Origin of the sequence: Frankia sp. CcI156 (assembly GCF_001983015.1) — a bacterium.
Lineage (GTDB): Bacteria > Actinomycetota > Actinomycetes > Frankiales > Frankiaceae > Frankia > Frankia casuarinae.
Genome location: NZ_MOMD01000029.1, coordinates 68,399 through 80,609 on the forward strand (window position 1 = coordinate 68,399; position 12,211 = coordinate 80,609).

Consider the following 12,211-nt stretch of genomic DNA (forward strand, 5'->3'; position numbering starts at 1 on the left):
TCAGGATCTTCATGTCGGCTCCTCGGAGCAGGGAGGTGTCGGGTGCACGGGCAAGCGAGCGGTCACAACCGCGGGCCGTTGAGTCGTGACCGCGGGCTGTTGAACGGACGGGCCCCGAACGCAGTCGGGCCCCGAACGCAGTCGGACCCGCGCATCGAAGCACCCGGGAGCTCAATCGACGAGGAGTAAATCCGGCTGTGGGCGCCCTCGACGGACGTCACCGCAGGTCAGGTGCCCTATATCGAGCGTGCGCCGCCGAACGCCGAGAAGCCGAACGCCGAGAAAACGCGCTCATCTGCAGTTCCTTGACTCCGGGGGCGGCGACGGCGTCCAGCTCGCGCGGAGCGCCCTCGGCGAGTTCGACCCGTCGTTGCTCCGGGTCGCGGCGGGATCGGGTGCGCTGTCGGTGCGTCGGTCGGTCCAGCTCGATGCCGAGACCTCGGTCTGGATCGGGACGTCGTCCGGTGCGCATCCCGGGGCGGCTGTCGAGGTAACCGGCCCGGCGCAGCAGCAGCAGCCGGCGGCGGTCGGGCCCGCGTGGCAGGCGGTGCTCAGGCTGATCACCGCGACGGAGCCGGGGCTGGTCGAGCTGGTGCGGGAGCTGGCGGCGCGGGATGTGCCGGTACCGGAGGTCGGGTACGAACTCGGGGACGCGGCCTGGCAGGCGGAGCTGGCCTGGCCGGCCGCCAGGATCGGGGTCGTCACCGCGGCCGGGCCGGGCGACCCCGAAGGCTCGGGACGCGACGCCGCCTACGCGGCGGCAGGCTGGCTGGTGCGGACCGTGTCCGAATGGCAGGCATCCGATCTCGCCTCGAACCTCACATTGAATCTCGTAGCGAACCTCGCAACGAACCTCGCAACGAACCCCGCATCAAGGATCGATGGTCCACTCGGCTCACGGAGGGACAGCCAGTCGTGCGGAACGGCAGCTGACCCACACCCGGGTCAGGCCCGCCCAGGTCAGGCCAGAGCCGGCGCCGGGAGTCGGCGACACCGCAGGGGGGGGAGCCGGGCGGCCAGAAGGACGTCGAACGGCCGTTGTTCGAGGCCTTCACCGACCAGGACCTGGTCGACCTCGGTGTGGTTCCGGCCCTGCTTCCGCTGATCAGACGGATCGTTGACGAGGACGAGCTGCTCGGGCTCGCCGAGGTCGCCCCGCAGCTCACGTCCGACGTGCTCCTGGCGCTGCACGACGGCAAGAGCGTCGAAGAAGTACTCGAACACGTCACCGTGCCGGTGAAGGCCGACAGCCCGGTCGACCCGGAGGACTTCGCTGCGGCGGTTGCCCGGCCGGCGACCCAGGTGACCAGCGACGATGCCGCGCTGCAGGCGGTGCTGGGCGAGTCGTTCGCGCGGTGGCAGGTCTTCCTGCATCCGACCCAGCGCCAGCTCGTGGACCGGGTCTACGGCGGACCGGCGCGGGTCAGCGGCGGGCCGGGAACCGGGAAGACGATCGTCGCGCTGCACCGGGCCGGGCACCTCGCCGCCCGGCTGCCGCCGGGCGATGACAAGCCGATCCTGCTCACCACGTTCAACCGCAACCTTGCCGCCGACCTGCGGGCCCGGTTCCTCGACCTGGTCGGCCCCGACCTCGTCGATCGGGTCGATATCGTCAACATCGACAAGCTCGCGAGCCGGGTTGTCGGTGAGGCCGGGGCGAGCCGTCGCCGGCGGACGATCGACGATGACGCCGCCGTGCGGGAGTGGGCCGCGATGCTTGACGAGGTCGGTGAACGACGGTGGGACGCCGAGTTTCTCGCGGCCGAGTGGGCCGAGGTCGTTCTGGGCCAGGTGCTCCGTTCCCGCACCGACTACTTCAAGGCCCGGCGACCAGGTCGAGGGCGGCCACTGTCCCGAGCCGACCGCGACGCGGTGTGGCAACTCGTCGAACGTTTCACCAAGCGCCTGGACGACGCCGGTGTGTGGACGTGGCGCCAGGTAGCCGAATACGCCGCCCGCACCGAACAGGACCGCGCGGCCGCGGTGGTGAGCGCGGCCGGTCAGCCCACCGCTTCCGGCTCCCTGCCCAGGTACCGCTATCGGCATGTCGTCGTGGATGAGGCCCAGGACCTCAACCCGGCGCACTGGAAGATGCTGYGGGCCATGGTCGCGCCAGGTCGGGACGACATCTTCCTCGTCGGCGACACCCACCAGCGAATCTACGATAATTACGTCACGCTTGGTAGTCTCGGCGTGAATATCCGTGGTCGCAGTGCCAAGTTGACGCTGAGCTACCGCACCACCCGTCAGATCCTGTGGACAGCGCTTCGGCTGCTTGCCGGTGAGACGTACGACGACCTCGACGGCGGCGACGACAACCTCGCGGGGTACCRGTCGCTGCTCAGTGGCGGAGAACCCGTGCTCGGTGAGGCCGTCACCTGGGCGGATGAACTGAAGCTCATCAGCGGGCAGATCAGGGTCTGGGAGAGCGCCGGCGACGGTTCGACCAGTGCCGGCGACGGTTCGACCGCCGTGTGCGTGCCGACTCGACGGATGGTGGAGGACGTCGTCACACACCTCGAGGCGAGCGGGATTTCTGCCATCGAGATCGGGCCGGACGGGCCGAAGCGAGCCGGCGGCGTCCACGTGGGCACCATGCACCGTTTCAAGGGCCTGGAGTATCGGCGGATCATCATCGGAGGTGCCAGCGCCGGGCTTGTGCCCCGTGGCGTGGTCGAGCGGTACCAGGACGTCGACCCAAAGCGGTACCAGCAGGAACGGGCACGAGACCGGTCACTGCTGTTCGTCGCGGCGACCCGCGCCCGCGACGACCTGGCGATCTTCTGGCACGGCCGGCCAAGCCCGTTCCTGGCCGCCGCCTGGACGCGGCGTCGCGCCGTTGGGTCGAGCTTGCGCAATTGACGAAGCGCATGCGGGGTTATGCCGACCGGGTACCTCATACCAGGCCGAGGTCGGCCTTTACCTTGTCTCATGGAACTACCTTGTCCCATGGAACGGGCGTCTGCCCGGTAGCCGCCATCTCCTCGACGTAGACCACTTGGTTATCGCGGACCAGTCGAGCGGCAAGCTTGTGATGATGATCCCGGCGGGTTTCGCGCACTYTCCGGTGCAACACCGCTACCCGCCGCACCGCCTTCCGACGGTCCGCGGAACCTTTCCGTGCGCGGGCCAGCGACCGCTGGGCGCGGGCGAGATGCCGCCGCTTCGACCGCGGCGGGCGAGGGTTCGCCACGATCTCACCCGTGGACATGGTCACCAACCGATCGAGCCCAAGATCGACCCCCACCTCGGCGGGCACGACCGGGTACGGCTCGTCGGTCACATCGACCACGAACGACACGTAGTACCGGCCGTCCGCTTCCCGGATCACCGTGGCCGACGACGGAACCGACGGCAACCCCCGAGACCAGGCGAGTTCGACATCTCCGACCTTCCTGATCCGAGTTCTTAACGCGACTGGGCGACACTCGCCACCTGGTCCGTCAGCATGCTTGAGCGGGAGGTGTTCACCGAAGCGGGGTCGCGGCCCGGCTTCTCGGCCTGCCGCAGAACACCTTCCACTACTGCTTGGCGGGTGGCACGGTCGGTGACCGGGCCTACAAGCCGGTGATCCGTGTCGCACCCCGGGCGGCCGGCCTCGACTACAAGAAGACTGCCAACCGTACGTCTGGCCGGCCCCTCGTGCTTCTTGCGGGAACGGCCGCCGCATGTCGGATCACGAGGAGTAAGCGTCGTGAACCCGGACCTGCTGTCCGGGGCGTCTACTCGGGATCGTAGGCGAGGTTGGGGCGTAGCYAGCGCTCGACGTCGGAGATCTTCAGGCCCCGCCGCTGGGCGTAGTCCTCGACCTGGTCCCGGCCGATGCGCCCGACGGTGAAGTACCGCGACGACGGATGGGCGAAGATGAGCCCGCTGACGGCGGCGGCGGGGGTCATCGCGAAGGACTCGGTCAGGCCCATCCCCACCCGCCCGGCGTCCAGCAGGTCGAACAGCGCCTGCTTCTCGCTGTGGTCGGGGCTCGCCGGGTAGCCGAAGGCGGGACGAATGCCGCGGAAGCGCTCGGCGTGCAGATCCTCCAGCGACGGCTTGGCGTCCGGCTCGAACCAGGCGCGTCGCGCCTCAAGGTGGACATACTCGGCGAACGCCTCGGCGAGCCGGTCGGCCAGGGCCTTCACCATGATCGCCCGGTAGTCGTCCTGCCGGGCCTCGAAGCCGGCCGCGAGCGTGTCGGCGCCGTGGACGGCCACGGCGAACCCGCCGATGTGGTCCCCGGCCGGGGCCAGGTAGTCGGCGAGGCTGCGGTTCGGCCGCCCCGCGGGCTTGGCCGTCTGCTGGCGCAGCATCGGCAGGCGCAGCCGCCCCGTGCCACCCGGACCCGGCGTGCCACCTTGACCCGGCGAGCTGGCGCTGTTCACCGCGCCGACGTCGATCTGATCGATCAGGATGTCGTCGTCCTCCGCGACGGCGGGCCAGAAGCCGTAGACCCCGCGGGCCTGAAGGCTGCCGTCCGCGATGATCTGATCGAGCAGGACGTTCGCCTCGTCGTACAGCTCACGGGCCACCGGCTGGTCCAGGATCGCCGGGAACTTGCCCTTCAGCTCCCAGGCAAGGAAGAAGAACTGCCAGTCGATCATCGAGCGCAGCGCGCCGAGGTCCGGGGTGACGACGCGGACGCCGGTGAAGGCGGGGACGGGCAGGTCGTCGAACGTGACCTGCTCGCGGTTCGCCCGGGCCTGCGCGAGGGGGAGCAGCGGGCGCTGCTGGCGGTTCTCGTGCTGCTCACGCAGGAGCTTCTGCTCCGCCCGGTTACGCACGGCGAGCTCCCCGGCCCGGTCGGCGTCGAGCAGGTCCGAGACCACGCCGACGACGCGGGAGGCGTCCAGCACGTGGACGGTGGTGGCGTCGTAGGCGGGGGCGATGCGGACCGCGGTGTGCTGGCGCGAGGTGGTGGCACCGCCGATCAGCAGGGGCAGTTTCAGCCCGCGGCGCTGCATCTCGGTGGCGACCGTGACCATCTCGTCCAGGGACGGGGTGATCAGGCCGGACAGGCCGATCGCGTCGGCGCCCTCCGCCACCGCCGTGTCGAGGATGACCGTGGCGGGGACCATGACCCCCAGGTCGATGACCTCGTAGTTGTTGCAGCCGAGGACCACACCCACGATGTTCTTGCCGATGTCGTGCACGTCGCCCTTGACGGTCGCGAGCACCACCGTGCCGTTGCCACGGTTGGCACGGCCGGTGCCGGTGCCGGCCAGCAGCGCCTGCTGCTTCTCGGCCTCCATGAACGGTTCCAGGTAGGCGACCGAGCGCTTCATCACCCGGGCGCTCTTGACCACCTGCGGCAGGAACATCTTCCCCGACCCGAAGAGGTCGCCGACGATCTTCATGCCGTCCATGAGTGGTCCCTCGATCACGTCGAGGGGGCGGGCCGCCCGCGCCCGGGCCTCCTCCGTGTCGGACTCGATGAAGTCGACGATGCCGTGCACGAGCGCGTGCGCCAAGCGCTCCTCGACCGGCGCCTCGCGCCAGGACAGGTCCACCGTGCGCTTCGTGCCGCTCCCGCTCACGGTCTCGGCGAACGCGACGAGCCGGTCGGTGGCGTCGTCGCGCCGGTCGAAGAGCACGTCCTCGACGAGTTCGAGCAGGTCGGCGGGGATGTCCTGGTAGACGGCGAGCTGGCCGGCGTTGACGATGCCCATGTCGAGCCCGGCGCGCACGGCGTGGAAGAGGAACGCCGAGTGCATCGCCTCGCGGACGATGTCGTTGCCGCGGAAGGAGAACGACAGGTTCGAGATGCCGCCGCTGGTCCGCGCTCCCGGGCAGTGCTGCTTGATCAGCGGCAACGCGTCGAGGAACGCCTTCGCGTAGCCGTTGTGCTCGGCGATGCCGGTGGCGACGGCGAGCACGTTCGGGTCGAACACGATGTCCTCGGCCGGGAAGCCGACCCGCTGGGTGAGCAGGTCGTAGGCGCGGGCGCAGATCGCCACCTTGCGTTCGGCGGTGTCGGCCTGGCCCCGCTCGTCGAAGGCCATCACGACCACGCCGGCGCCGTAGTCGCGGATGCGCCGGGCCTGCTCCAGGAAGGGCTCCTCGCCCTCCTTGAGGCTGATCGAGTTGACGACGCCCTTGCCCTGCACGCAGCGCAGCCCGGCCTCCAGCACACTCCACCGCGAGCTGTCGACCATGATGGGCAGGCGGGCCGCCTCCGGCTCGGTGGCGAGCAGGTTCAGGAACGTGGTCATCGCCCGCTCGCTGTCGAGCAGGTCGGCGTCCATGTTGACGTCGAGCAGGTTGGCCCCGCCGCGCACCTGCTCCAGGGCGACGTCCACGGCGGCCTGGTAGTCGTCGGCCTCGATCAGCCGCCGGAACCGCGCCGAACCGGTGACGTTGGTGCGCTCCCCGATCATGACGAAGCCGGTGTCCTCGCCGATCTCGAACGGCTCCAGCCCGCTGAAGCGGGTGCGCGCCGGCGGGGTCGGAACCGGGCGCGGCGGCGCACCGCCGACGGCGGCGGCGATCCGCGCGATGTGCGCCGGCGTCGTCCCGCAGCAGCCGCCGACGATGTTGACCAGGCCCGCGGCGGCGAATTCGCCGATCAACTGGCCGGCTTCGTCCGGGGTCTGGTCGTAGCCGCCGAAGGCGTTCGGCAGGCCGGCGTTGGGATGGCAGGCCGTGAACGTGCCGGCGAGCCGGGCGAGCTCGGCGACGTGCGGGCGCATCTCCTCGGCGCCGAGCGAGCAGTTCACCCCGACGACCAGCGGATGCGCGTGGGCGATGGAGCTCCAGAACGCCTCGACGGTCTGCCCCGACAGCGTCCGCCCGGACAGGTCGACGATCGTTACCGAGATCCACAGCGGCAGCCGCGGGGCGACCTCGCGGGCGGCGGCGATCGCGGCCTTCGCGTTGAGCGTGTCGAAGATCGTCTCGATGAGCAGCAGGTCGACCCCGCCGTCCGCCAACGCCTGGATCTGCTCGGCGTAGGCGGCCCGGACCTCGTCGAAGGTCACCGCCCGGTACGCCGGGTCCTCCACTCGCGGGGACAGCGAGAGCGTGACGTTCAATGGGCCGATCGAACCGGCGACGAACCGCCGCCCCCCGGTCTGCCGGGCGGCCTCGTCCGCGGCCTGGCGGGCCAGCCGCGCGCCCCGCAGATTCATCTCCCGCACCAGCGACTGCAGCCCGTAGTCCGCCTGGCCGATGCTCGTCGCGGTGAACGTGTTCGTCGTGGTGATGTMCGCGCCGGCCGCGAGATACTGCCGGTGCACGTCGAGGATCACGTCCGGACGGGTCAGGTTCAGCAGGTCCGGGTCGCCGGCGAGGTCCTTCGGGTGGTCGCGGAACCGCTCCGTGCGGTAGTCGGCCGGGGTGAGCCCGGCGTTCTGCAGCATCGTGCCCCAAGCCCCGTCGAGCACGACGACCCGCTGGGCCAGCAGCTCCCGGAGCTCCCGGTCGCCGGCCTCGACCGCGTCTGCCCCGACCGTGCTGGCCTCGACCACACCGTCATGGACGGCCACCTCGTCGACCGACCTGGACCCTGCCATCAGACCACCTCCCGGTTATGGGAGGCGCCCTTACTGAACGGTGCGGGCCGAGCGTGGCGGACCTGGGCCCGTTRCAGCGCCTCTCGACCTGTGAGTGACGATACCGTGCCATCGTGATCACTTCACGCCGGCTCGAGCGTTTCGCTGTCGCTGTCGCTTGAGAGTCGTATGCTACCCGGGCGGGACACCGGTCCGCGCCGCGCATGAGCTCATCCGGACCTGGCAGAGACCTGGCAGAGGTGTCGRCATACAGCKCACGGRTCTGGGCGTCGCTCGGATGGTGGCCCGTGCCCGGGAAACCKACCATCCAACCGGCGACAAGCACCGCGTGGTCCAGTACGTCGTCATCCGTGATCATCTGGTTGACCAGCCCGAGCTCGGCCGCCTCGGTGGCGCTGACGGCGTGGCCGGACAGCAGGAAGTCCGAGACCCGGGCGGTGCCCATGATCTGGGGAAGATGCYAGGACAGACCGTATTCGACGGCCAGGCTGAGGCGGGAGAAGCCGGAGCCGACGAAGGCGGAGGCCGCGATGAACCGGACCTCCGGGTCGGCGTCCGCGGCACACAGGGCCTGCGCCTAGGCGGTGGCCATCGGCAGGGTGAACGCGCTCATGACCTCGGGCCGGTTCAGGGTGGCGACGGCGACCCCGTCATCGGACCCGGGCCAGAACGGGATCGGCAACGGCGGTCTGGATCGACTCCGTGCTGCTGCRCACCTTTCGCTCGGTTCCCGCGAGGTCGGCGGCGTGCCTGGCGTTCCCGGGTGCGCCCCGGCGTGCCGTCGCGCCCGCCGCGTGGACTCCGCGKATCTCATGCCGATGTCGCGTCTCCATAGCGGATCGCGAGTGATCGGGTGCGGGGACTGTTGGGCAAGAATCCTGGGGTCCCGGCCCTTCGAGTGGTCCCGGTGTCGTGTAGCATGACCTCCAGATCCGGACAGGGCCCGTGGCTGGCACCTGGAGGGCGACAACTGAAGATCGATCTAGAGCATGGTCCCGTGGTGAAGCCTGGAGTTCACGCCGCCCTGTCAAGGCGGAGGTCGCGGGTTCGAATCCCGTCGGGACCGCGTTCGTAGGGCTAACAGTGCGCTGTGGCTCATGCGAGAGTCGCACTGCCCGGGGCAGGTAGCTCAGTCGGTACGAGCGTCCGCCTGAAAAGCGGAAGGTCGGCGGTTCGACCCCGCCCCTGCCCACCACCTCTGACCTGCGGTTTTGCTCGTTCACGGGTCTCCTTGCAGGACGTTGGAGATCATTTTGTAGCAACGGGTGTAGCAACGGCCCCGCACGCCAGCGCACGTGGGCGGCCAGTGGCGTCCTACGCCAGCTCGTCGACGAGCTTCTGGAGCGCCGCCCGCTTGTCGTCCAGCGAGGCATGGGCATAGATCTCCATCGTAACGTCGATCGCGGAGTGCCCCGCGATCTCGCGGACGACGTGCGGGGGCACGCCCGCGTTCAGCAGCAGCGTCACGCAGGTGTGGCGGATGTCGTGGAAGCGCACGCCCTCCAAGCCGAGTACGCCGCAYAGCGGCAGCCAGCTACGTCGAAGGTTGTCCGSCTSGATCGGCGTACCAATCGCCGTGGTGAACACGAAGCCAGTCTCCCGCCAGTTCACATCGGCTGTCTCGCGTTCCGCGTCCTGCCGTGCCTGGTGCTCGCGCAGGACCTTCGCGATCAGCGGCAGCAGCGRCAGGGTTCGCTCCGAGGTCCGCGTCTTCGGCGCTACCACCCTCAGATGCCCACCGACCCGCTGCAACGAGTGCCGCACGGCAAGGGTCTCGTCCTCGAAGTCGATGTCCTCCCAGCGCAGGCCAAGGATCTCCCCTCGCCGCAGCCCCAGGTACAGGGCCAGGACGTAGAGCGCGTATAGCCGGTCGTGCGCGGCGGCCTTGAGCAAGTGGCTGGCCTGGTCGGCGCTGAGCCCCCGGTGCACCTTGTAGGTCGGGCCGGAGACCTTCGCGAGCTTCGCGACATTGCGGCCGACCAGTTCCTCGCGTACTGCGGCGCCGAGGGCGTTACGCAGAACGCTGTGGACCTGCTGCACGAGCCGGGCGGACGGCGCCTGGTGGCAGCAGCGCCCAACGGCGCAGCAGCGACGCTGCTTCACAGGGCGGCGGCGGTCGGTGCCGTGCAGGCAGCACAGGCAGGTGCCGCGCACCCGCTTGAGCAGGTTCCGCACATCGACGCCGTTCAGCTTGTTCAGCCGCTTCTTGCCGATCGCCGGGATCAGGTAGTTCCGGACGATGACCTCGTAGCCCTGCACCGTGCGCGGTTTGCAAGCCGGCGTCACGATGTCGCTGAGCCAATAGGTGAGGAACCGCTCCATGGTCCACCCGGTTGCCTCGGCTGGGATGCCCTGGTCCGACTGGGCCTGCATCTTGGTGAGCTTCTCGCGGACGATGTCGGCAGTCTTCCCGTATACCGGCCGGCGTCGCTGCGTTCCGTCGGGCATGAGGACGTAGGCAGCCCCCACCCACATCCCGTCGCTCTCGCGCTGGTAGATCGAGCCCCAGGGCCATTTCGTAGTCGATAGGCCAAGTTGATCATTCTTGGCATCGGCCGATGCATGGTCTGACCTGGACGGATACCGGCGACACGCCGGAGGTAGACGCACGGCAGGCACGACCCCCCACCGATCATGGAGTTCTCGACGCTTCATGTTCGCCAGGGAAGGCCGTGCCCGCCGATGCCATCATCCCCCGTCGCCGCCGTGGTCGACGAGCTTGCCGCGCAGCTTCCGGACAGGATCAACCAGCCGCGTCTGATCACCGAAGGTGATCAGACGGCGTTGCTAGAAGCTCTCGCGCGGGTACCGGATCCTCGTCGACGGCGCGGGGTGCGTTACCGGTTCGCCGCGGTCCTGGCGATCGCGGTGTGYGCCATGCTCAGCGGAGCCCGGTCGTTCGCGGCGATCGGGGAATGGGCCGCCGACCTGCCCGCGGACGCCCGCGCCGGCCTGGGGTTGACCGGGCGGGTCCCGGGCCCGGTGACGATCTGGCGGGTGCTGGTACGTGTGGACCGGGCGGCGTTGGAAACCGCGATCGGAGCCTGGATCCAGGCCCGCCTCGACACCATCGACACCGCCGGGCACCAGCCGCCACAGCGCCGACGCCGGGTCCGGCGGGTGCTCGCGGTGGACGGCAAAGCGATGCGCGCCACCCGGCACGGCACCCACCCCGTGCATCTCCTCGGTGTTCTCGACCATGCCCGGGGCGTGGTCCTGGCACAGGTCGACGTCGACGAGAAGACCAACGAAATCCCTTTGTTCTCCACGGTTCTCGATCAGATTCCGGACCTGACCGACGTCCTGATCACCGTCGACGCGATGCACGCGCAGACCGCGCACGCCGACCACCTACACGCCCGGGGAGCGCACCTGCTGGTCACCGTGAAACGCAACCAGCCCACCGTCCATACCCGGTTGAAGACACTGCCCTGGAAAGACGTCCCGGTCGGGCACACCACCACCGGCCGTGGCCACGGCCGGATCGAGACACGCACCCTCAAGGCCGTCACCGTCCCGGCCGGGCTCGGGTTCCCCCACGCGGCCCAGGCCATCGGAGATCACCCGCACCTCCCGTCCGATCAGCACGAACAAGAAGAAGACCGAGGGCAAGCGCCGCCAGCGACGTGAGACCGTCTACGCGATCTGCGCCCTGCCCGCCGAGGACGCCCTACCCGCCGAACTGGCCACCTGGATCCGAGGCCACTGGTCCATCGAGGTCCGCCTGCACTGGGTCCGCGACGTCACACTGGGTGAAGACCTCCACCAGGCTCGMACCGGCAGCGGACCCCAGGTCATGGCCGCTCTCCGCAACCTGGTGATCAGCCTGCTCCGGCTCGCCGGCTTCACCAACATCGCCCGAGCCCTACGCCACCACGCCCGCCATCCCGACCAGGCCATCACCCTCGTGACCAGCACAAACGCGACTTTGCAATGACCCTGGGAGCACCCCGAGCGCGGTGACATCGACCTGGAGCGCCGCGAGCTGCGCGTGACGGGCAAGGGCCGCAAGGAACGGATGATCAAGCTCGGCTACAACGCCGCGCGGGCCATCGACCGGTACCTTCGGCTGCGCGGCAAGCACAGCTACGCGCACAGCCCGAAGCTGTGGCTCGGGATCAACAACCGCCAGCCCATGACCGCGAACGGCATCTACCAGATGATCTCCCGGCGCGGAGACGAAGCCGGCGTCGTGGTCCACCCGCACAAGTTCCGGCACCACTYCTCCCACTCGTGGCTCGACAAGGGCGGCAACGAGGGCGACCTCATGGAGCTGAACGGCTGGACCTCCCCGCAGATGCTCCGCCGCTACGGCGCCAGTGCCCGCAACGTCCGCGCCCGCCGCACCTACGACCGGATCATGAACGGCGAGTAGGGCAGCATCAATTCTGCAGTGGTCACCGTCGACCGACCTCGCTTCGGCGAATAGGCTGTGTGGCTCCGGCCGGGAGTGCCGGCCGGAGCCTACCGGCGGGCATCCCAATGAGYATCGCGGGATATCCCCCGTACTCATCAGCAACGCGCTACAGAGCTTGAATGGTCAGGGTCTGGCTACGGCGGYTCCGGGTCGATGATCAGTTCGGTCTGGCCGAGGAAGCCGGCGATCAGGTCGGGCCGGTACTGGACGCGTTTGAGCAGGGTCTTGATCGTGGCGGTGAGCTGGTCGACGGTGACCCGGACGTGGTTGCCCAGGTCGCGTTTGACGTGGG

Annotated in this window: 9 protein-coding genes, 2 tRNA genes and 1 pseudogene; 8 read left to right on the forward strand and 4 right to left on the reverse strand. The window is 69.4% G+C overall.

Translation table 11 applies throughout. From position 1 onward, the window contains the following. Window positions 1-247 precede the first annotated feature (247 nt). Complete coding sequence (locus tag CcI156_RS12555) at window positions 248-1,105, forward strand: hypothetical protein (RefSeq protein ID WP_035728969.1); 858 nt, start codon at window positions 248-250, stop codon at window positions 1,103-1,105. After that, window positions 1,039-2,862, forward strand: a complete 1,824-nt coding sequence (locus CcI156_RS12560) for a UvrD-helicase domain-containing protein (RefSeq protein ID WP_076805817.1) — start codon at window positions 1,039-1,041, stop codon at window positions 2,860-2,862. Before CcI156_RS12555 ends, CcI156_RS12560 begins: the two co-directional genes overlap by 67 nt. Before the next feature lie 67 nt (window positions 2,863-2,929). Here CcI156_RS12560 and CcI156_RS26865 read toward each other — a convergent pair whose 3' ends face one another. From CcI156_RS26865 to CcI156_RS27740, 3 genes are read right to left on the reverse strand one after another with little or no spacing between them, the layout of a single operon-like run. Continuing rightward, a complete protein-coding gene (locus CcI156_RS26865; protein ID WP_139341488.1) occupies window positions 2,930-3,670 on the reverse strand; it encodes an RNA-guided endonuclease TnpB family protein in 741 nt (246 codons plus the stop codon). A gap of 52 nt (window positions 3,671-3,722) precedes the next feature. Continuing rightward, entirely contained in the window at window positions 3,723-7,502 is a 3,780-nt protein-coding gene (gene metH, locus CcI156_RS12570; protein ID WP_076805822.1) for a methionine synthase, read from the reverse strand. Further along, the gene (locus CcI156_RS27740) at window positions 7,462-8,070 is read right to left on the reverse strand and encodes an enoyl-CoA hydratase-related protein (protein ID WP_083718482.1); all 609 of its coding nucleotides are present in this window, start codon (window positions 8,068-8,070) and stop codon (window positions 7,462-7,464) included. The genes metH and CcI156_RS27740 overlap by 41 nt, the downstream gene beginning before the upstream one ends. A gap of 423 nt (window positions 8,071-8,493) precedes the next feature. Between CcI156_RS27740 and CcI156_RS12580 the strand changes: the two genes are divergently transcribed. Beyond that, window positions 8,494-8,568, forward strand: a tRNA-Asp gene (locus CcI156_RS12580). Window positions 8,569-8,620: 52 nt separating this feature from the next. Then, window positions 8,621-8,697, forward strand: a tRNA-Phe gene (locus CcI156_RS12585). Between the two features lie 119 nt (window positions 8,698-8,816). On the opposite strand, the gene CcI156_RS12590 is transcribed toward CcI156_RS12585, so the two are convergent. After that, window positions 8,817-9,977 carry a site-specific integrase gene (locus CcI156_RS12590; protein WP_076805824.1) on the reverse strand — a complete coding sequence of 387 codons (1,161 nt, stop codon included), beginning with the start codon at window positions 9,975-9,977 and terminating at the stop codon, window positions 8,817-8,819. 207 nt (window positions 9,978-10,184) lie between these two features. On the opposite strand from CcI156_RS12590, the gene CcI156_RS12595 reads away from it, so the two are divergent. The 4 genes and pseudogenes from CcI156_RS12595 to CcI156_RS12600 all read left to right on the forward strand — a co-directional run bounded on the left by CcI156_RS12595 (window position 10,185) and on the right by CcI156_RS12600 (window position 11,877). Continuing rightward, window positions 10,185-11,132 (forward strand): ISAs1 family transposase, encoded by a 948-nt coding sequence (locus CcI156_RS12595; RefSeq protein WP_023840632.1) that lies wholly within the window; start codon window positions 10,185-10,187, stop codon window positions 11,130-11,132. Beyond that, window positions 11,083-11,268 (forward strand): annotated as a pseudogene (locus tag CcI156_RS26870) (ISAs1 family transposase); the annotation flags it as partial. The gene CcI156_RS12595 and the pseudogene CcI156_RS26870, both read left to right, overlap by 50 nt. A 30-nt stretch (window positions 11,269-11,298) precedes the next feature. Continuing rightward, entirely contained in the window at window positions 11,299-11,439 is a 141-nt protein-coding gene (locus CcI156_RS26875; RefSeq protein ID WP_023840633.1) for a hypothetical protein, read from the forward strand. 33 nt (window positions 11,440-11,472) lie between these two features. Continuing rightward, window positions 11,473-11,877: a tyrosine-type recombinase/integrase gene (locus tag CcI156_RS12600; protein WP_371681801.1), complete on the forward strand. Its 405-nt coding sequence runs from the start codon at window positions 11,473-11,475 to the stop codon at window positions 11,875-11,877. Window positions 11,878-12,211: the final 334 nt, after the last annotated feature.

What these genes read in the sequence shown, in the direction of transcription:
- CcI156_RS26875 (WP_023840633.1), top strand. Translation starts at nt 11,299, where the DNA reads ATGGCCGCTCTCCGCAACCTGGTGATCAGCCTGCTCCGGCTCGCCGGC.